This window comes from Brevibacillus dissolubilis, assembly GCF_006170445.1.
In the GTDB taxonomy this organism is placed as follows: domain Bacteria; phylum Bacillota; class Bacilli; order Brevibacillales; family Brevibacillaceae; genus Brevibacillus_B; species Brevibacillus_B dissolubilis.
In genome coordinates this window covers 74,379-93,670 of record NZ_VCNA01000016.1, presented here as the reverse complement: position 1 = coordinate 93,670, position 19,292 = coordinate 74,379, and the positions used below count along the sequence as shown (strand labels likewise).

The following is a 19,292-nucleotide window of genomic DNA, read 5'->3' as shown; positions in this document are numbered from 1 at the left end:
GGTTGGTAAGTTAGGAAAAAAGGTGGGCGTGAGCCATGGAAAACGCTATTCAACAATGCATCGTCTGCGATCGGCAACAAGCAGTTGGAATCGCCATCTGTGATCAATTCATCTGCTACTCCTGTGAACAAGAAATGGTCAAGACCGATGTTCGGGATGAGAAATACCTGTTTTTCATCAAGCAGATGCGGCAGATTTGGCTAAAAAAGAATGCGTAAGCACAGAAAGCTCCCAACATAACAAGTTCCGAGGTGAAATTCTGCCTCGGAATTTTGCTTTTAACGGGGGGAACCATCAGGCTGCCCTTTTTCAGCTGATCCGTGGTTCTGTTCATCCATGCATCCGTGCTACAATGGAAGAATCATGAAAGGACGTGAAAAGCTTGGCACAGCATGGACAAGAATATATGGAGCGCCAACGCCGCGCCCCGCTTTATGACGCCCTCGTGCAGCATGCGAAGAAGCGCCCGCATTCTTTTCACGTACCTGGGCATAAGATGGGGGCAAGCTTCGACCGTACAGCCAAGGAGCACTTCCAAAGCCTGCTGGCCCTCGATGTGACTGAACTGTCCGGGATGGATGACCTACACCAGCCGGAAGGAATCATTGCAGAGGCGCAAGCATTGGCAGCAGAAGCGTACGGAGCAGAGGAGACCCGCTTTCTGATCGGCGGCAGTACCGTAGGCAATATCGCTGCAATCATGGCTGTATGCAGACCCGGGGACAAAATCCTCGTTCAACGTAATTGTCATAAATCCGTCTATAACGGAATCATCATGGCCCGTGCAGAGCCTGTCTATATCGTACCAGCTGTAGATCCCAAGACAGGTGTGGCAACGTGTGTACGGCGTGACGATGTCGAGCGGACCTTGCAGGCTCATCCGGATGCCAAGGCTGTTTTTCTGACCAACCCGACCTACTACGGGATGGGCGTCGATCTGGAAAAGATGGCGGTCACTGTCCACCGATTCGGCATTCCGCTGCTGGTCGATGAAGCGCATGGCGCCCACTACGGCTTCCACCCGGCTCTGCCGCTGTCCGCGATGCAGTCAGGGGCTGATCTGAGCGTCCAATCCACACACAAGATGGGAACCTCGATGACGATGTCCTCCATGGTGCATGTACAGGGAGAGCGGATCGACCGTGCCCGTCTGTACAGAGCCTTGGCGATGATCCAGTCATCCAGCCCGTCCTACCCGCTGATGGCTTCCCTCGACGTATCCCGCCGCCATATGGTGCTGGAGGGGGCCAAAGAAATCGACCGCCTGCTACCAGCACTCAGCCGTCTTCGGGAGCGTATCCGTCACTTGCCGTGGCTCTATACCCCAACCGTGGAAGACCGCAATCGCAACGTCTATTCAACGCTTGATCCGCTCAAGCTGTTGCTGTCTCTTCGCACCAAGCAGCACACCGGCTACCAGCTGCAGAGCCTGCTCGAATCGCAAGCGATCTACCCCGAGCTGGCCCATCCTGACCACATCCTGCTGGCCGCATCAGTGGGGACGACAGAGGATGACTTGGACAAGCTGGCCCATGTGTTAGAAAAAATCGAGTACCACACCGAACAGGTACATACGATTTTTCAGGCGGGCATTCTTGCCTCCAGCTTTTTGCAGGAGTCCGTCACACCGATGCATGAAGCACTGGATGCCGAGAAAAAGACAGTGTCACTTGCAGAAGCCGTCGGAGCGGTCTGTGCCGAGATGGTCATCCCGTATCCGCCGGGCATTCCGTTGCTTGTGCCAGGGGAGCGGATCACCCGCGAGACGATTGCCGTCCTGCAGGAGCTGCGCGGCAGTGGAGCCAGATTTCACGGCGTAGCAGATGCTGATTTACATACCATCGCGATCCTGCGATAAACCAACAATGAATGGAACGTGGAGGCTTTTTCGTGAAACGAGATCAAGGACTTTTTATTACGGTAGAGGGGGGAGACGGGGCAGGTAAGACAACCGTCCTCGCTCTACTCAAAGCATTCCTCGACGAGCACCAAGTCGACAACATCCTCACCCGCGAACCGGGAGGCATCGAGATCGCCGAGAAGATCCGGTCGGTCATCCTCGACCCGGCCCATACCGCGATGGATCCGCGCACCGAGGCACTGCTCTATGCCGCTGCCCGCCGACAGCATCTCGTGGAAAAGGTAATCCCCGCTGTGAACGCAGGCAAGGTGGTACTGTGTGACCGCTTTGTCGACAGCAGTGTGGCTTACCAGGGGTATGGACGTCAGATCGGAGTCGAGGATATCCTCAGCATAAACCAGTTCGCCGTCGAAGAGTGGGAGCCTGACCTGACGCTTTATTTTGATATCCCCCCAGAGGTGGGTCTCGCCCGTATCAATGCCAACAAAGAGCGTGAAGTCAACCGCCTCGATCTCGAAGCCAATGATTTTCACTATCGGGTACATGAAGGCTACCGGCAGCTGGCCCAGCGCTTCCCAGACCGGATCGTCATCATCAATGCCAATCAGCCGATTGAGGCCGTCACCGCAGATGCCAAGGACATCCTGCGCCAGCGACTCTCTCTGTAACGGCCAACCTCATACATCACCCGCAGCCAGGAACCAAGCATCCCAGAAGAATCTTTCTTCGTTGCTTGGTTCTTTTTCACGCCTGCCTGTCTTATTGAATAGATATGGAGTAATTCCCACACGCCCAATGTGGCGGCGGATAAGACGAGAGGGGAAATCTATTGTATAATAGAGAGAAGTTACTTTTTGCGAATCAACGCCAGGCAGAAAGGATGAGATCCGATTGAAAATGGTGATTGCGGTAGTTCAGGATAAAGACAGCGCACGTCTGTCCCAGAAGCTGGTCCAAAACGGTTACCGTGCGACGAAGCTCGCCAGCACCGGAGGCTTCCTGCGCGCAGGAAATACGACTTTTCTCATCGGTACGGATGATGAACGCGTACCTGATGTCATCCAGATCATCGAGCAGAATTGCCAATCGCGCAACCAGATGGTGACCCCGGTATCACCACTTGGCAGCGGTGTAGACTCGTTCCTTTCTTATCCACTCGAAGTACAGGTAGGTGGAGCTGCCGTCTTCGTGATGGACGTTGAACAATTCCATTCGTTCTGACGCTCTCAATAACAGACGGGGGTGATCCTATGAAAATCGGCGACGGAATGAGACCTAAGCTAGATCCACTCAAGCCCAATGACAGCCGTCGGGGACCACAGATTGAGAAACCCAGCTTCGGTTCCATGATTCAAGGACATGAAGACCGGATGAATCAAGAAAAGCTGACCCAACTGCTCAACGAGATCGACAAGTCCGGCCAAATCCTCGCCCGCTCCCGGATGATTCGAGACTTTTATCATTACAAGAATCTCATCAAGCGCTTCATGGAAGAGGCGGTCAAGTACGGTGTGGCCCTCGATGACCGTCAGGGTACCAACCGCCGTGGACGCAGCCGTCTTTATAAAATTATCAAAGAAGTAGATGCGCAACTGCTCGAAATGGCGGATGAACTGTTAAGTGAACAGGCTCCGATGATCGACCTGTTGGCCCGTATCGGTGAAATTCGCGGCATGCTCATCAATTTCTATTTCTAGGTGACATCACATGACATGGAGTACCCTTCGCAGTAAGCAACCGCGTGTCGCGGATATTCTTTCGGGAACCTTGCGTAATGACCGGCTGGCCCATGCCTACCTGTTTTCCGGACCCAAGGGCACGCTGAAAAAAGAGATCGCTACGCATCTGGCAAAAAGCTTATTTTGTCTTGAGGCCACCCATGATGCCTGCGGACAATGCATGAACTGCCTGCGGATCGACTCAGGCAACCATCCCAACGTCTACGCCATCGCACCGGATGGTCAGTCGATCAAGATTGACCAAGTGCGCGAGCTTCGCAACGAAATGAAGAAGCGCTCCGTCGAACAGACAGAGCATAAAGTATACATCCTAGAGCACGTTGACAAGATGACCGTGCAGGCAGCCAACAGCCTGCTGAAGTTTCTCGAAGAGCCGCCCCGAGGCGTTGTGGCGATCCTCACTACCGAAAACATTCACGCGATTCTGCCGACCATTCTTTCACGCTGCATCACCATCCCATTCGCCCCGCTTCCCGCCGAGGAGGTGGCTTTGGAACTTCAGGCCGAGGGTGTGCCTGCCGGTATTGCTAATGTCGCTTGCCAAATCACAACACATTTGGACGGTGCAAGGCAATTAAGCCAATCAGAATGGTTTGCACAGCTTCGAACTATGGTGATACAATTGGGGAAGGAAATAAAACAGCGTGGAACACAAGCGCTGTTCACGATACAAGATCAATTTCAGAAGAATGATAAATATAAAGAGGAATTGCCCCTTTTTCTAGATTTACTCATCCTTTGGCTGCGAGATATTCTGTATGTACAAACAGGCCGGCAATCGAGGCTCGTCAACATAGACCAACAGGATGTACTTGAGGGACAAGCTCTCATATGGACACAGGCCGATATTTTGCGTGGAATACAGGCAGCCATGGAGACGAGAAATCGGATAGAGCGTAACGTTAATCCTCAGTTAGCGTTAGAAAGGCTTGTTCTTCTTCTCCAGGAGGGATAGCTTTTGTACGAGGTAGTCGGAGTCCGCTTTAAAAAAGCGGGTAAAATATATTATTTCGACCCAGATCAACTTCCTACCGAAAAAGATGACCACGTCATCGTCGAGACCGCCCGTGGCATCGAATACGGCAAAGTCGTGATCGGGAAAAAAACCGTGGGAGAATCCGATGTGGTTCTGCCGCTCAAAAAGGTCATCCGCGTCGCAGACACCAACGACGCCAAGCAGGTAGAGGAGAATAAGACCGCAGCGAAGAACGCCTTCCAGATCTGCCTGCAAAAAATCAAAGATCACAAGCTTGAGATGAAATTGGTTGACGTCGAATACACCTTTGACCGTAACAAGATCATCTTTTATTTTACCGCGGATGGTCGTGTCGACTTCCGTGAGCTGGTAAAAGATCTGGCTTCTGTCTTCCGTACCCGCATTGAGCTGCGTCAGATCGGGGTGCGTGACGAAGCGAAGATGCTTGGCGGGATCGGCCCTTGTGGACGCCTGCTGTGCTGCTCCACCTTCTTGGGTGATTTTGAGCCGGTATCGATTAAGATGGCCAAAGACCAGAGCCTCTCCCTTAACCCGGCGAAGATCTCGGGTCTGTGCGGCCGATTAATGTGCTGTTTGAAATATGAGAATGATAACTATGAGACTTCCAAAGATGAATTGCCGGAAATCGGCGCGATGGTGGGTACACCAATGGGTGAAGGTCGTGTTGTCAGCCTGAACATCTTGGATCGCGTCGTTCAGATCGACTTGAGTGAAGCGAACCGCGTTATGGAATTCACCTTAGACGAGATCGTCATGATCGTTCCGGCAGCTGAGTAAGAGGTTAGGGTAGCGAGGAAAAGGGTGATGAAGGTGGACAAACGGGATATTTTCGCGAAAATGGCGAGCATAGAGGAGAGGATCGGCGAGCTGTATCAGGAGATTGGCAGTCTAAAGGATGTTATTGCCAGCCTGCTTGAAGAGAACGCCCAACTCTCTATGGAAAACCAACACCTGCGTAACCGACTCGATACCAACACAGTGCAGACGCCAGCTAAGAAAAAACAGACCGTACCGTCCAAAGAGACGAAGCAGCAACGGACTGAGGCTCGTGCAAAAGTCGTGGGAGAGGGTTATGACAACTTAGCTCGCCTCTATGCGGAAGGATTTCATATTTGCAATGTCCATTATGGAAGTTTACGAAAAGAAGGCGATTGCCTTTTCTGTCTCTCCTTCTTGAGTGGAGGACAACCAAAACCATAAGCAAAAGCGACCTGCTCTTTTTTATCGGACAGGTCGCTTTTTTCCCTACATAAAGGAGTACACGATTACATGGCAGAGAACCGCAACATTCCGTTGTATGAGACTGAACGAATTGATGACCTGCTGACCTATGACCGCAAAATCATCCAGAGCCATGAGACTTTCTGTTTTGGCATGGATGCGGTGTTGCTGGCCCGTTTTGCTTCTGTCCCGAAGCGTGGACGGGTGATGGATTTCTGTACAGGCAATGGTTCGATTCCGCTGTTGATGAGCACGCGGTCAGAGTTTGCCACCTTTGATGCAATTGAGATTCAGCCGCGCCTGCACGATATGGCGAAGCGAAGCGTGGAGCTGAACAACATGGAATCGCGCATCCATGTCCATCTGGGGGATGTGAAGGAAGCGGTGGAGCATTACGGCTACCAGAGCTTTGATCTGATCACCTGCAACCCGCCCTATATGCCACCTGAGACGGGAGAAGTAGCACCCAATGATCACCGTGCCATCGCCCGTCACGAAATCCTGCTCAATCTCGAAGATGTCATCCGCGTCGGCAGCCAGCTGCTCAAGAACGGGGGCAAAATGGCATTGGTACACCGCGCTACCCGCCTGATCGACCTGATCACGCTGATGCGCCAGTACAAGATTGAGCCGAAGCGCATGCGGTTTATCCATCCACGGGTAAATGCTGAACCGACAGGTATATTAATAGAAGGAACCCGAGGCGGCCGCCCGGAATTGCGCGTACAACCCCCGTTGATCGTCTACAAGCAAGGGGAAGAATACTGTGAGGAACTGTATGAGATTTATTACGGAAAGCGAGATGCCCTCGACTAAAAGTCACTATGTCTACATGCTGCTCTGCGCAGATAATACGCTCTACACGGGCTACACAACGGAAATCCCCCGCCGCTACAAGATGCACAACGACGGCAAGGCAGCCAAATACACACGATGCCGCCTGCCTGTCGCACTCGTCTATTATGAAGAGGGTGAGAGCCGTTCGTGGGGACTCAAGCGGGAGGAAGCGATCAAGCGGCTTTCCCGCAAGCAAAAAGATGCCTTATGGCAAAACCTCCGACTGGGGAGCTGAATAGACATGCATGTACAAAAAAGCTTTGCTGATCATGAGGGCGAGGGGATTCTCTATCTCGTCGCCACACCGATCGGCAATCTCGACGATATTACCGTCCGCTCACTGAACACACTGCGTGAGGTGGATGTGATCGCGTGTGAGGATACGAGACAGACCCGCAAGCTGTTGAATCATTTTCAGATCGAAAAGCGCACGGTCAGCTACCATGAGCACAATAAAGAAGCAAGCGGTGTCGGCCTCCTGGAATGGCTGCGCGAAGGCAAAAAAATCGCGCTGGTAAGTGACGCGGGACTTCCCGCGATCTCAGACCCTGGAGCAGATCTGGTCCGGGATGCTACAGCCGAAGGAATCACCGTCATCCCGATACCGGGAGCCAACGCCGCTCTGACTGGTCTGATCGCCTCGGGCTTGCCGACCGACCGCTTTGTCTTCGCCGGATTCCTGCCACGGGACAAAAAGCCCCGCACCCAAGAGCTTCAGCGTCTCCGCAAATATCCAGAGACACTCCTGTTCTATGAAGCACCACACCGCATCGTCAAGACACTCGAAGCGATCTATGAAGCATGGGGGGACCGCAATGTCGTATTGGCCCGCGAGCTGACCAAGCGCTATGAAGAGTTCTCCAGAGGCAGACTCTCCGAGTTGATCGCATGGCTTGGCGAAGGAGAAGGTGAGATTCGCGGTGAGTTCTGCATGATCGTAGAAGGCTATACAGGCGATGATGCAGGTACAGGTGATGAAGAAGTGATCTGGTGGCAGGCTTTGTCGATTGTCGAACACGTAGACCGTTACATCGACCAAGGCTTGTCCAGCAAAGAAGCGATCAAAAAAGCAAGTGAAGACCGTGGTTTGTCGAAACGTGATGTCTACAACGAATATCATCGGGACGAAGAATAATGTTTTTTTAAGCCAATCGGTAAACATCAAAAAGGCTATCCATCTGTGAAAGATGGATAGCCTTTATTTTATATATTAGACAGAAGCCGTGATCATCGTCGACAACAACGTTATTATTTTTGTTGTGGTACTGGGAGTTCGGAAACGCACTCTTGGCAAATGATTTTGCCTTTGAAGTAGGTTACGCGGTCAGCGTTGCCACAGAAGATGCAAGCTGGCTCGTATTTTTTAAGGATGATACGCTCGCCGTCCACGTAAATCTCAAGAGCGTCTTTTTCTGCAATGCCGAGAGTACGGCGGAGTTCGATTGGAATTACCACGCGGCCAAGTTCATCTACTTTTCTTACAATACCTGTTGATTTCATCATCATCAATTCTCCTCTCAAGAAGTAGCTTAACGGGTTGTCGATTTATAGATGACACTTCACTTTTTATCGTCATTATTCGACATTTTCTTGTTGGTTTCATCATACCAGCCATTCCCAAAGGTGTCAATACGGAATTTTACATTTACTTGCATTCGTGGTTTGTATTATGCTTGATCCATTTTATGCAAGCCCAGAAACCTTGTTGTATCGCGTATTATCCCGTAGATGGGATTAGTGGGAGGATGGTTCGATCAAACTTTCTTAATTAATTTAATAAATATAAATGGAAATTAGCCGTGTAGAAATCTGCAAAAACATGGGTGAAAGCCGACAAGTTTTGTCGAACGGATAAAACGCTTTCGACATCTCATTATACATTTATGTATAAAGAATGTATTCTGTTCATACAACCGTCATGCTATCCGCTGTAGTCCATCTTGACAATCGGGTTTAGAAACAGCTAAGGTAGTATAGAATAAATGATAAAGTTGGAAATAACGTAAACGCGTTGACGGGAAGAGTAAGCTTGCCAGCCTTATTCCAGAGAGCCGGACATGGTGGAAACCGGCATAAGCGCACAAGCCGAAAATGGCCCCTGAGTATCGCGGCCGAGCGACTCCTGACCAGAAGATTTGCGAATCGGGTGGGAGCGATAAGCCGTGACGTATGCCCTGCGTTAAAGGGGTAGTCGCTGACAGGCGACTCGCAAAGTCCATGGCTTGTGAAAGCATGGAGCATTTGGGTGGTACCACGAGGAACCGTACACCAGACGGCTCGTCCCAATCAGGGATGGAGTCGTTTTTTTGTTGCCCTCATACGCTTTACCAATTCAAAAGGAGGTTACATATATGACACAACGACCAACGTATTACATCACCACCCCGATCTATTATCCGAGCAACAAGCTGCACATCGGGAATGCGTATACCACCATCGCATCCGATGCACTGGCCCGCTACAAAAGATTGCGTGGCTTTGATGTCTTCTACCTGACAGGGACAGATGAGCATGGGCAAAAACTGCAGGAACGCGCTGCCACCGAGGGTATGCAGCCGCTGGAGTTCATCGATCCGATCGTTGACTGGATCAAAGACCTCTGGGAGAAGCTTGATATTTCCTATAATGACTTCATCCGTACCACTCAGCCGCGTCATAAAGATGCCGTGCAGAAGATTTTTCAACGCTTAGTCGATCAAGGCGACATCTACCTGGGTGAATATGAAGGCTACTACTGTGTGCCGGATGAAGCATTCTGGACCGAGACACAGGCGAAGACCGACAAAGGCTATCTCTGCCCAGACTGTGGCCGCCCAGTGGAGAAGGTGAAGGAGAAGAACTACTTCTTCCGCATGTCCAATTATCAAGACCGTCTGCTTCAGCATATTGAAGCCAACCCACAGTTCATCCAGCCGGAATCCCGCAAAAATGAGATGGTCAACAACTTCCTCAAGCCGGGCCTGCAAGACCTCAGCGTATCCCGCAGCAGCTTTGACTGGGGGATCAAGGTTCCAAACGATCCTGAGCACGTTATCTATGTATGGATTGATGCACTCACCAACTATATCACCGCGCTCGGTTATGGCTCTGAAGATGACTCCAACTACAAGCGCTACTGGCCTGTCGATGTACATATGGTGGGGAAAGACATTCTGCGTTTCCACACGATCTATTGGCCGATCCTCCTGATGGCGCTGGGAGAACCATTGCCGAAGCAAGTATTCGGTCATGGCTGGCTGCTCATGCCAGACGGCAAGATGTCCAAATCCAAAGGGAACGTAATCGACCCGAAATTCCTGATCGACCGCTACGGCTCTGACGGGGTGCGTTACTTCCTGCTCCGTGAGATCGCGTTTGGACAAGATGGGGTGTTCACACCTGAGACGTTTATCCAACGTCTGAACTTTGACCTTGCCAACGACCTCGGCAACCTGGTGAGCCGTACCGTGGCGATGATTGAGAAATATTTTGACGGCATCATTCCAGAACCGTCCCAAGCTGGTGAGTTCGACGAGAACCTCAAAGGACTCGCGCTCAAAACCAAGCAGCTTGTCGAAGAGAACATGGACGACATGCGCTTCGGCAATGCACTCGCCCATATCTGGGAGCTGGTGAGCCGCACGAACAAATATATCGACGAGACACAACCATGGGTGCTGGCTAAGTCCGAAGAGAACAAAGCCCGCCTCGGCACCGTGATGTACAACCTCGCGGAGAGCATCCGCATCACGTCCATCCTGATCCTGCCGTTCATGACCAATGCACCGGCAAAAATCTGGACACAGCTCGGCGTGGCAGACACCTACAATCCACTCAACGACCTGAGCTATGGACGCTTGACCGAAGAAGATACAGCACTCGCTACGTCCGCTCTGTGGAACACCGCAGCCGAGTGGGGTCATCTGCCTGTAGGCGTGAAGGTCAGCCGTGGCACCGAAGTTCTTTTCCCGCGTCTGGAAGTGGAAAAAGAGCTGGAATTCATCGACGCCTCCACCGCAGAAGCCCGTCGCCAAGCGGAAGAGAACCGTAAAAAAGCAGAAGCATTAAAAGGAGAAGGTACCGTGAGCGAAACAACTGAAAACAAACCAGCAGAAACAGCAAAACCAGTCGAAACCACCAACGAAATCGGCATCGAGGACTTTGGCAAGATCGAGTTGCGCGTAGGCCAAATTCTTGAATGCGCCCAACACCCTAACGCAGACCGTCTGCTCGTCTCCCAAGTCGACCTCGGCACAGAAAAGCGCCAGATCGTCTCCGGCATCGCCAAATACTACAAGCCAGAAGATCTCGTCGGCAAAAAAGTGATCGTCGTCACCAACCTTAAGCCTGTGAAGTTGCGCGGTGAGATGTCCCAAGGGATGATCCTCGCAGCCTCTGTCGAAGACCAGCTGACACTGGCCACCGTTGATCCTAGCATGCCAAACGGCGCAATTGTGAAGTAAGGAAAGGCGGGAGCAGTTTTGTTAATTGATACACATGCCCACCTGAATGCGGAGCAATTCGACGAAGACCGCGACGAAGTCATTGCCCGCGCCAGAGACAACGGCGTCGACACCATCGTCAATATCGGGTTTAACCGCGAGACGATTCCGACCTGCATCGAGCTTGCGGAGAAATATGATTTTATCTATGCCGTCGTCGGCTGGCACCCGCAAGATGCCATCACCATGACGGACGCTGATCTGGAGTGGATCGAGGAGCTGGCCAAGCATCCAAAAGTGGTCGGGATCGGCGAAATGGGCTTGGATTATTACTGGGATACCTCCCCGAAGGATGTGCAGAAGGAAGTATTCCGCAAGCAGATCCGCCTCGCCCGCAAGCTCCAGATGCCGATCATCATCCACGACCGCGATGCGCACCAGGATATCATCGACATTTTGCGTGAGGAAAAAGCTGAGGAAGTAGGCGGCATCATGCACTGCTTCTCCGGCAGCTCCGAGATTGCCAAGATGGCACTTGATATGAACTTCTATATCTCCTTCGGCGGTCCGCTGACGTTTAAGAACGCGAAGAAGCCAAAGGAAGTAGTCATGGAGGTTCCGCTCGACCGTCTTTTGATTGAGACAGACTGTCCGTACCTCACCCCGCACCCATTCCGCGGCAAACGCAATGAGACAGGGTATGTCCGCTATGTGTGCGAAGAGATGGCGAATCTGCATGGGATGAGCTATGAAGAGATGGCGAAGATCACCTCGGATAATGCGAGACGGGTGTTTGGGTTGCCGCCAATACAGAGATAAATAAATTTGAGGAAGCAAGGTTTTCCTGACGTCGAAAAAAGACGGGAGGAAAACCTTTTTGTTTGTCTCGATTATATGAAATCAGGGGTATAATCCAATAAATCAGCATTGAATCAATCAGCTCGAATTTATAGAATCTTACTAAAGGTGAGATGGAGGGGGAGATTGTAATTAGTAACGATCTGACACCAGACAATATCTCGTTGTTCGAAAACATAAGACAAGAAGATGAACATGGTAATGAATATTGGACGTCCAGAGGATTACGGAAACTTTTAGGGTATTCGGAATACCAACATTTCATACCTGTTATCGAAAAAGCAAAGCAGGCTTGTGAAAACAGTGGTTACCCAATTGAGGATCATTTCGAGGATATCCTCGAAATGATCCCCACAGGAAAAGGAGCCATGCGTCAATTCAGATCAATCAAATTATCTAGGTATGCTTGTTACCTAATCGTTCAAAATGCTGATCCAAGTAAAGAGATCGTAGCCCACGGACAGACCTATTTTGCTGTTCAGACCCGGAAACAGGAGATATTTGAACAAAGTAATGAGGAAGAAAAACGAGTCTTCCTTCGAGAAGAGATGAAAAAACATAACGTAGCGCTGGCTGATGCAGCCTACCATGCCGGTGTAGAAACTGACCGTGACTTTGGAGTCTTTCAGAATTATGGATATAAGGGTCTCTATGGTGGTTTAGGGGCAAAGGAAATCCATAAGAAAAAAGCGTTGAAAAAGTCACAACAAATCCTTGATCATATGGGGAGTACAGAATTAGCAGCGAATCTGTTTCGTGCAACGCAAACAGAGGAAAAGTTACGACGTGACAATATTCAAGGAAAGTCAAATGCGAATAATACCCACTTCGAGGTTGGGCAAAAAGTTCGTCAAACAATCAAAGAGCTTGGTGGGACGATGCCTGAGGATTTGCCAACGGAAGAGAGTATTAAAAGGGTAGAGAGGCGAATAAAAAAACAATTAAATGAAAAGTGAGTGTCTAAGGTGACTGTTTATGAGCGGTCCCCTTTTTATATGTAGATTTACTTAAAAAGAGTTTCTGACAAACGCCGTTCTATCAGTCGACCAAGCCGCATAACCTGTTCCCTGTAGGGTTTTTTCGACTCGTACCAACATGAATATGTCGAACGAATATTCAATCTCCTCGACAGAAAAGCCCTATAACCTGTCCGAATTATTTGGTAAGGTAGAGAAACATCATTTCCATCCGTTGGAAACTTGTCAATAGGAGGATGGAAGGAAGGGGGAATTTGACAAAACGACTAAAGTAGCATAAAATCCAACAAGGCTTTGTAAAAGGAGTGTGGGAGATGGAATTAGGCAACATCTGGGCCTCCCACAAAGTGAAAATCCTCGCATTCATAGGGGCTTTCTCTCTTGTGGCGGTGTCCGTGGGCATCTACTTCTTTATCCTAGCTACCCAGCCAAAGCAGGTAACGCTGACAATTGACGGCGTTTCAAAACCAATCAGTACGCAAGCCGAGACGGTCGAAGAGTTGCTCTCCGAACAGCAGCTCACGATCAAACCACAGGACGTACTCATTCCCGACATACATACGCCAATCACTGAAGCTATGACCGTCGAATTACAAACGAGCTTGCCCGTTGCTGTCCAAGTAGACGGACAGACCAAAACGGTACATTCCGTTAAACGAGATGTATCGAGTGTACTGAAGGAGGCTGGAATTACTTTGCGCGAGTTGGACAAAGTCACGCCTGCGCGAACCGCAACGATCACCAAGGATACGAAGATTTCTGTTATACGAGTCGACGAAAAAGTTGTACAAGTGCCCAAACAGGTTCCCTTTCAGGAAATTCGCAAAGCCGACGCAAACCTGACAAAAGGGGAAACCAAAGTCGTACAACAAGGCCAAGAGGGCAAGGCGGTCGATCACTACAAAGTCGTCCTAGAAGACGGCAAAGAAGTGGGTCGTCAACTGGTGAAAACAGAAGTCGTCCAACCGAAAGCGGACCGAATTCTTGCAATCGGTACGAAGAAAAAGGATGTTGTGGTAGCAGCGTCGGAGTCACTCACCTCACGTGGAGGAAAAAGCTTCAGAGCGAGACGCGTGCTGACAGGAGTCACGCTCACCGCCTATTCAGCTCATGGCGGAGGCAAAGCACCTGGATCAGCCGGTTTCGGTCGCACCGCGACAGGTGTACGCGCAGCGGAGGGACGTACCATTGCCGTAGACCCTAGCGTAGTACCACTCGGCTGGTGGGTATACATTGACGGAGTCGGCTATCGCCGCGCCGAAGATACAGGCGGAGCCGTCAAAGGTCACAAGATGGATATCTACTTTAACAGTCGTTCGGAAGCTATGCAGTTTGGTCGTAAACGGGGCAAAACCGTTTATATCATCGGACCAAAATTAGAGTAAGACGAGAAGGCAGGAGGAGCCCCCTCCTGTCTTTCGTTTTGCGGACAAATATGGTAAGCTGATGAAATGCAATTTTGTCACGAGTTTTTGGATAAGCTAAGGATGATTTTACCCACAAGGAAGGATTGACCATGAAGATAAAAGAGGTCATTGTCGTGGAAGGCCGTGATGATACGGCTGCGATCAAACGGGCTGTGAATGCCGACACTATCGAGACAGGCGGTTCTGCCATCAATGATGAAGTAATCCGCCGCATCCGCCATGCTCAGGAAAAACGGGGCGTCATCGTCTTCACCGACCCTGATTTCCAAGGCGAACGAATCCGCAAAATCATTTCCCGCGAAGTACCAGGCTGCAAGCACGCCTTCATCACCCGCGAGGAAAGCATCAAAAAAGGAGATCTGGGTGTCGAAAACGCCGACCCCGACGTGATCATCCGCGCGCTCTCATCAGTCCGCACTGAGGTGGCTGAGACGACAGGCGAGATTACCTTGGACGATCTCATCGCTGCCGGTATGGTGGCAGGCTCAGACGCTGCCGACCGACGCAAGCGACTCGGTGAACTCCTCGGCATCGGATATGCCAATGCCAAGCAGATGCAAAAACGACTCAATATGTTCCAGATCAGCCTCGCCGAATTCGAGCAGGCTGTCGCTACCCTGAATGAGGGGAGAGAAAATGCATGAGTATCACACCAGGCTACAAAGATATCGCCACACCGACCCGCACCAGAGAGATCATTGAGAAATACGGTTTCTCCCTGAAAAAAAGCCTCGGGCAAAACTTCTTAACCGATATTAACATCCTACATAACATCATCGAAGCTTCCGAACTGACCAAGGACAAGGCCGCTATCGAAATCGGTCCCGGTATTGGAGCTTTAACCGAACAGCTCTGCCGCGCCGCAGGTAAGGTCATGGCGATCGAGATCGACCAGCGACTGCTCCCGATCTTAGAAGACACGCTGTCCCCCTACGACAACGTCAAGGTGGTTCACGGCGATGTCCTCAAGCTCAACGTACCCCAGCTCATCCAAGAGAATCTGGGCGGCTATGAGCACGTCAGCCTTGTTGCCAACCTGCCGTACTACATCACCACACCAATCCTGATGGGCATCCTGGAGGCACGCCTGCCACTGGATCACATCGTGGTCATGATTCAAAAAGAGGTGGCAGACCGAATCGCTGCCAAGCCGGGCAGCAAAGACTACGGCTCCTTAAGTGTAGCCGCTCAATTCTATGCGGAAACCGAGATCGCTATGATCGTTCCTGCCACCGTCTTTGTCCCAAAACCAAACGTCGATTCCGCTGTCATCAAACTGACCATCCGCAAAAAACCGCCGGTCGAGGTTGCAGACGAGGATCTCTTTTTCCGTGTCCTGCGCGCCGCGTTCGGCCAAAGACGCAAAACCCTGCTCAACAATCTGGTCACCAACTTTTTCGGCAAGGATCAGAAGGAAAAAGCCCTCATTTCCCTTGAAAAAGCAGGCATTGATCCAAGCCGCCGAGGTGAGACTCTGACCATCGAAGAGTTCGGCCGCTTAGCAAATGAAATCAACTGTATCAATGGATGACTAGAACAGCTTCCCGACTGTCAAACCGACAGAAGGGGAGCTTTTTTATGTTTTTTACATAAATATTATAATTTTGTGCCACATTCGACAATAAACCCTAAAAATATCCCGTTGACAAAAACTCGATTTCGTTGCTATAATTTTAAATTTCTTTGACAAACTAAGGGTGGGCTGTTATAATAAAGACAAGCGAGGTGGATAATACAAATGGCAAGAAACGCGTTACTTGACATTAAACGCAGTTTGGATGATCACATTGGCCAACGTATTATGTTAAAGGCGAATGGTGGTCGCCGTAAGACCGTGGAAAGATCGGGCATCCTCGAAGAAACATACCCATCCGTATTTGTAGTAAAGCTTGATGACGACCAGTTGTTTGAACGAGTATCCTACAGTTATGCAGATATTCTTACTGAGACTGTAGAACTCACTGTTTGCCAGGACGACAACGCATATATAAAGATTACTTACGTCCAACAGTAGAGCCATCGCGTCTCTACTGTTTTGTTTTGGACGGAAATGCACATACTAACCCTGTCAGTAAGTGAAAGGGGATGTTAGGCATGAGTCGCAGACGAGGCATTATGTCTGATCAGTTGAAATACGAGATCGCCAAGGAGCTTGGGTTTTACGACACCGTCAAAAACGAAGGCTGGGGCGCTATCACGACGAAGGACGCCGGCAATCTCGTCAAACGGGCCATTCAGATCGCTGAGGAAGCGTTAGCCAAGCAGACAACCAGATAATCTTACTGACCAGCCGGGGGGAACGCCCTGGCTTTTTCGTTTTTGATGTGTGGTTGGCGCGGGGGAGAGGAGCCGGATTCCGGTGCTCGCCTTCTTGCCACCCCGCAAGGGGAGCATTTGACTGTCCGCTACACAAAAAGCAAGGGCTACATACCGGGGCAAAAGGGTTCGAAGAAGCCTATTCGTACGAAGGGGTTGCCCCTGAGCTAATTCGAAGAAGCCATTTACGCCCTCGCTTTTTGTTCCGCTGGGAGGGTCGGCAAAGAGGCTCTCACCGGAATCCGGCTCCTCACCCTGGCACCAAAGACAGCAATCCAAAAAGAAAAATGCCTTAAAAGAGGAAAAAGAAAAAAGACAATGGAAAAGACAAACACCAAAAACAAAGAACATAAGAAATGCTACGAGGTGAAACTCCAAATCAAGAAGCACCGTCCTGCCTGAATTAGTAAAACTCCAGAGCATTCCCTCAATGCTCTCTTTTTCTATCTCTCCTTCTCTCTTTTTTCACAACTTTAACAGCCGCGCAGGGGGAGAGGAGTCGGGGGCGGGTGGAGCGCCCTCTTTGGAAACCCACCCAGCGCAGAAAGGAGCAAGGGTGCCTCTACTCCCCCGAATCCGCCCAGGGGCAAACAGCCTCACTTCCCTGAACCCCCCAGATGTCCCCTCTCATCGGGGGATTGAAACATTTTTGCCCCGAAAAAGCCCTTGCTCCTTTCGTAGCGGCCAGTCAATCCCACAGCAGGTTTCCAACAAGGCAATCCACCCGCCCCCGACTCATCTCCCCCACACCTCGCCGACTGTTAAACTTGTGAAAAAAACCCCTTCACCAACTGGCATGCACAATTCTACCTATGCTACAATCATGAGAAGGATATCAGTAGAAGAGGCAGAGGTGAACAAGGTGCGGATCTCAGTAAAAGCTCCCGCTAAAATCAACTTAACATTAGATGTGCTTTTCAAGCGGCCGGACAGCTACCATGAGGTCGAAATGGTCATGACGACTGTCGATCTAGCTGACCGTGTAGATTTGATGCTGATTGAAAAGGACGAGATCAACCTCGACTGCTCTGCCAGCTTTGTGCCGGATGATGTACGCAACCATGCGTATAAGGCGGCAATGCTCTTAAAGGAACGGTACGGAGTCAAACAAGGTGTACATATATACATAGACAAACAAATCCCGGTAGCAGCAGGCTTGGCAGGGGGCAGTTCGGATGCAGCGGCCACTCTGCGGGGGCTGAACCGTTTGTGGAATCTTGGACTGTCACTGGACGAACTGGCTGAAGTGGCAGCGGAGATTGGATCAGACGTGCCTTTTTGTGTATACGGAGGAACGGCGTTGGCACGCGGACGAGGCGAAAAATTAAAACATTTGGCAGCACCACCGCCATGCTGGGTTGTGTTGGCCAAGCCCCCTATCGGTGTATCCACGGCAGAGGTGTACGGCAATCTCAGAGCCGATCAGATCAAGGAACACCCGCCGACAGAAAAAATGCTGCAGGCAATCGGTCAGCAGGATTTTGGCCTGATGGCACGCTCGCTCGGCAATGTTTTGGAGGAAGTGACGCTTCCCCGCTACCCGCAGGTAAGACAGATCAAAGAATTGATGCTGGAATCAGGGGCAGATGGAGTGCTCATGTCCGGAAGCGGGCCGACCGTCTATGCCCTGGTGCAAAAAGAGGCAAAGGTATACCGCATCTATAATGCGTTGCGAGGTTTTGTCAAAGATGTCTATGCTGTTCGTATACTGGGCGAAGCCGAATTAGAGGTACTTGCGTAATTCCGTACAAAAATGGTACATTAACAACATAATATTCGGTTTTTGTTTGGGGGAAGACATTGATGAAAAAACTGCGCAGAAGCGCGCGCCTTGTGGATATGACCCAACACTTGCTGGCTCATCCGCATACGTTGATTCCACTGACGTTATTTTCGGATCAATACGGTGCAGCCAAGTCCTCAATCAGTGAGGATCTATCCATTATTAAAGAGGCGTTCGAAGGTGAAGGCATTGGTTTGTTGAAAACCGTAGCCGGAGCAGCAGGTGGCGTGAAATATATCCCACTGACCCCCCGCGACCAAGCTGCCCGTTTTACGAAGGAATTGATCGAGCAACTAGAGAAGCCGGAGCGACTGTTGCCTGGCGGTTATTTATATATGTCTGATATTTTGGGGGATCCGGCTACACTGAGCATCATCGGGAAGATGTTTGCCTCCGCTTTTGCAGAAGCAGACCCAGATGTGGTGATGACAGTGGAGACCAAGGGAATTCCGCTGGCTTATGCGACTGCGAGCCACCTGAACGTACCGGTGGTGATTGTCCGCCGCGATAACAAGGTAACAGAGGGCTCTGTTGTGAGTATCAATTATGTATCAGGTTCAAGTAAGCGCATCCAGACGATGTCACTTGCCCGCCGCGCACTTGCGGAGCAATCCCGCGTGCTGATCATCGACGACTTCATGAAAGCAGGCGGAACCATCCAAGGCATGATTGACTTACTGCAGGAGTTCCGTGCCAAGGTAGTCGGCTGTGGGGTGCTGGTAGAGACAGCAGATGCCTCTGAGCGTCTGATTGATGATTATATCTCTTTGGCTAAGCTGAAGGATGTTGATATCAAAGAAAAACAGATCGAAATTGAACTGGGCAGTTATTTTCCGAGAGAAGGGAACGAATGAT

At 50.6% G+C, this 19,292-nt stretch carries 22 protein-coding genes; 21 read left to right on the top strand and 1 reads right to left on the bottom strand.

The annotated features are described in order from the left end of the window. Positions 1–35: 35 nt before the first annotated feature. The 11 genes from FGI41_RS22840 (at position 36) to rsmI (ending at position 7,790) form a co-directional block, all read left to right on the top strand. On the top strand, positions 36–218 hold the full coding sequence (locus FGI41_RS22840) for a sigma factor G inhibitor Gin (protein ID WP_139492616.1): 183 nt from the start codon (positions 36–38) through the stop codon (positions 216–218). 164 nt (positions 219–382) lie between these two features. Beyond that, complete coding sequence (locus tag FGI41_RS22835) at positions 383–1,858, top strand: aminotransferase class I/II-fold pyridoxal phosphate-dependent enzyme (RefSeq protein ID WP_438358052.1); 1,476 nt, start codon at positions 383–385, stop codon at positions 1,856–1,858. A 32-nt stretch (positions 1,859–1,890) separates the two neighbouring features. After that, on the top strand, positions 1,891–2,529 hold the full coding sequence (tmk, locus tag FGI41_RS22830; RefSeq protein WP_255298607.1) for a dTMP kinase: 639 nt from the start codon (positions 1,891–1,893) through the stop codon (positions 2,527–2,529). A 223-nt stretch (positions 2,530–2,752) separates the two neighbouring features. Further along, positions 2,753–3,082: a cyclic di-AMP receptor DarA gene (gene darA, locus FGI41_RS22825; RefSeq protein ID WP_139492614.1), complete on the top strand. Its 330-nt coding sequence runs from the start codon at positions 2,753–2,755 to the stop codon at positions 3,080–3,082. A 29-nt stretch (positions 3,083–3,111) separates the two neighbouring features. After that, on the top strand, positions 3,112–3,558 hold the full coding sequence (locus FGI41_RS22820; protein WP_139492613.1) for a YaaR family protein: 447 nt from the start codon (positions 3,112–3,114) through the stop codon (positions 3,556–3,558). A 10-nt stretch (positions 3,559–3,568) separates the two neighbouring features. Further along, a complete protein-coding gene (holB, locus tag FGI41_RS22815) occupies positions 3,569–4,555 on the top strand; it encodes a DNA polymerase III subunit delta' (protein WP_139492612.1) in 987 nt (328 codons plus the stop codon). A gap of 3 nt (positions 4,556–4,558) precedes the next feature. Then, positions 4,559–5,374: a PSP1 domain-containing protein gene (locus FGI41_RS22810; RefSeq protein WP_139492611.1), complete on the top strand. Its 816-nt coding sequence runs from the start codon at positions 4,559–4,561 to the stop codon at positions 5,372–5,374. Positions 5,375–5,407: 33 nt separating this feature from the next. Continuing rightward, positions 5,408–5,797, top strand: coding sequence for a DNA replication initiation control protein YabA (gene yabA, locus FGI41_RS22805; RefSeq protein ID WP_139492656.1), 390 nt, complete (start codon positions 5,408–5,410; stop codon positions 5,795–5,797). Positions 5,798–5,866: 69 nt separating this feature from the next. Beyond that, on the top strand, positions 5,867–6,634 hold the full coding sequence (locus tag FGI41_RS22800) for a tRNA1(Val) (adenine(37)-N6)-methyltransferase (RefSeq protein WP_139492610.1): 768 nt from the start codon (positions 5,867–5,869) through the stop codon (positions 6,632–6,634). After that, on the top strand, positions 6,621–6,890 hold the full coding sequence (locus FGI41_RS22795; RefSeq protein ID WP_139492655.1) for a GIY-YIG nuclease family protein: 270 nt from the start codon (positions 6,621–6,623) through the stop codon (positions 6,888–6,890). The genes FGI41_RS22800 and FGI41_RS22795 overlap by 14 nt, the downstream gene beginning before the upstream one ends. 6 nt (positions 6,891–6,896) lie before the next feature. Beyond that, complete coding sequence (gene rsmI / locus FGI41_RS22790) at positions 6,897–7,790, top strand: 16S rRNA (cytidine(1402)-2'-O)-methyltransferase (RefSeq protein WP_139492609.1); 894 nt, start codon at positions 6,897–6,899, stop codon at positions 7,788–7,790. A 113-nt stretch (positions 7,791–7,903) separates the two neighbouring features. On the opposite strand, the gene FGI41_RS22785 is transcribed toward rsmI, so the two are convergent. Further along, positions 7,904–8,161 (bottom strand): AbrB/MazE/SpoVT family DNA-binding domain-containing protein, encoded by a 258-nt coding sequence (locus FGI41_RS22785; protein WP_255298606.1) that lies wholly within the window; start codon positions 8,159–8,161, stop codon positions 7,904–7,906. 845 nt (positions 8,162–9,006) lie between these two features. Here FGI41_RS22785 and metG point away from each other — a divergent pair. The 10 genes from metG (at position 9,007) to purR (ending at position 19,291) form a co-directional block, all read left to right on the top strand. After that, positions 9,007–11,097 carry a methionine--tRNA ligase gene (gene metG, locus FGI41_RS22780; RefSeq protein WP_139492608.1) on the top strand — a complete coding sequence of 697 codons (2,091 nt, stop codon included), beginning with the start codon at positions 9,007–9,009 and terminating at the stop codon, positions 11,095–11,097. Positions 11,098–11,115: 18 nt separating this feature from the next. Beyond that, positions 11,116–11,895 (top strand): TatD family hydrolase, encoded by a 780-nt coding sequence (locus tag FGI41_RS22775; RefSeq protein WP_139492607.1) that lies wholly within the window; start codon positions 11,116–11,118, stop codon positions 11,893–11,895. Between the two features lie 152 nt (positions 11,896–12,047). After that, positions 12,048–12,890 carry a DNA damage-inducible protein D gene (dinD, locus tag FGI41_RS22770; protein ID WP_139492606.1) on the top strand — a complete coding sequence of 281 codons (843 nt, stop codon included), beginning with the start codon at positions 12,048–12,050 and terminating at the stop codon, positions 12,888–12,890. A gap of 335 nt (positions 12,891–13,225) precedes the next feature. After that, entirely contained in the window at positions 13,226–14,296 is a 1,071-nt protein-coding gene (locus tag FGI41_RS22765) for a resuscitation-promoting factor (protein WP_139492605.1), read from the top strand. A 131-nt stretch (positions 14,297–14,427) separates the two neighbouring features. After that, positions 14,428–14,982: a ribonuclease M5 gene (gene rnmV, locus FGI41_RS22760; RefSeq protein WP_139492604.1), complete on the top strand. Its 555-nt coding sequence runs from the start codon at positions 14,428–14,430 to the stop codon at positions 14,980–14,982. After that, a complete protein-coding gene (rsmA, locus tag FGI41_RS22755; protein WP_139492603.1) occupies positions 14,979–15,869 on the top strand; it encodes a 16S rRNA (adenine(1518)-N(6)/adenine(1519)-N(6))-dimethyltransferase RsmA in 891 nt (296 codons plus the stop codon). The genes rnmV and rsmA overlap by 4 nt, the downstream gene beginning before the upstream one ends. Before the next feature lie 207 nt (positions 15,870–16,076). Continuing rightward, entirely contained in the window at positions 16,077–16,352 is a 276-nt protein-coding gene (gene veg, locus FGI41_RS22750; RefSeq protein ID WP_139492602.1) for a biofilm formation stimulator Veg, read from the top strand. A gap of 80 nt (positions 16,353–16,432) precedes the next feature. Next, on the top strand, positions 16,433–16,615 hold the full coding sequence (locus tag FGI41_RS22745; protein WP_139492601.1) for a small, acid-soluble spore protein, alpha/beta type: 183 nt from the start codon (positions 16,433–16,435) through the stop codon (positions 16,613–16,615). Between the two features lie 901 nt (positions 16,616–17,516). Next, positions 17,517–18,395, top strand: coding sequence for a 4-(cytidine 5'-diphospho)-2-C-methyl-D-erythritol kinase (gene ispE, locus FGI41_RS22740; RefSeq protein WP_139492653.1), 879 nt, complete (start codon positions 17,517–17,519; stop codon positions 18,393–18,395). 62 nt (positions 18,396–18,457) lie between these two features. Beyond that, entirely contained in the window at positions 18,458–19,291 is an 834-nt protein-coding gene (purR, locus tag FGI41_RS22735; RefSeq protein WP_139492600.1) for a pur operon repressor, read from the top strand. Position 19,292 lies beyond the last annotated feature (1 nt).

What these genes read in the sequence shown, in the direction of transcription:
- FGI41_RS22840 (WP_139492616.1), top strand. Translation starts at nt 36, where the DNA reads ATGGAAAACGCTATTCAACAATGCATCGTCTGCGATCGGCAACAAGCA.
- FGI41_RS22820 (WP_139492613.1), top strand. Translation starts at nt 3,112, where the DNA reads ATGAAAATCGGCGACGGAATGAGACCTAAGCTAGATCCACTCAAGCCC.
- holB (WP_139492612.1), top strand. Translation starts at nt 3,569, where the DNA reads ATGACATGGAGTACCCTTCGCAGTAAGCAACCGCGTGTCGCGGATATT.
- FGI41_RS22800 (WP_139492610.1), top strand. Translation starts at nt 5,867, where the DNA reads ATGGCAGAGAACCGCAACATTCCGTTGTATGAGACTGAACGAATTGAT.
- FGI41_RS22795 (WP_139492655.1), top strand. Translation starts at nt 6,621, where the DNA reads ATGCCCTCGACTAAAAGTCACTATGTCTACATGCTGCTCTGCGCAGAT.
- rsmI (WP_139492609.1), top strand. Translation starts at nt 6,897, where the DNA reads ATGCATGTACAAAAAAGCTTTGCTGATCATGAGGGCGAGGGGATTCTC.
- FGI41_RS22785 (WP_255298606.1), bottom strand. Translation starts at nt 8,161, where the DNA reads ATGATGATGAAATCAACAGGTATTGTAAGAAAAGTAGATGAACTTGGC.
- metG (WP_139492608.1), top strand. Translation starts at nt 9,007, where the DNA reads ATGACACAACGACCAACGTATTACATCACCACCCCGATCTATTATCCG.
- dinD (WP_139492606.1), top strand. Translation starts at nt 12,048, where the DNA reads ATGGAGGGGGAGATTGTAATTAGTAACGATCTGACACCAGACAATATC.
- FGI41_RS22765 (WP_139492605.1), top strand. Translation starts at nt 13,226, where the DNA reads ATGGAATTAGGCAACATCTGGGCCTCCCACAAAGTGAAAATCCTCGCA.
- rnmV (WP_139492604.1), top strand. Translation starts at nt 14,428, where the DNA reads ATGAAGATAAAAGAGGTCATTGTCGTGGAAGGCCGTGATGATACGGCT.
- rsmA (WP_139492603.1), top strand. Translation starts at nt 14,979, where the DNA reads ATGAGTATCACACCAGGCTACAAAGATATCGCCACACCGACCCGCACC.
- veg (WP_139492602.1), top strand. Translation starts at nt 16,077, where the DNA reads ATGGCAAGAAACGCGTTACTTGACATTAAACGCAGTTTGGATGATCAC.
- FGI41_RS22745 (WP_139492601.1), top strand. Translation starts at nt 16,433, where the DNA reads ATGAGTCGCAGACGAGGCATTATGTCTGATCAGTTGAAATACGAGATC.
- purR (WP_139492600.1), top strand. Translation starts at nt 18,458, where the DNA reads ATGAAAAAACTGCGCAGAAGCGCGCGCCTTGTGGATATGACCCAACAC.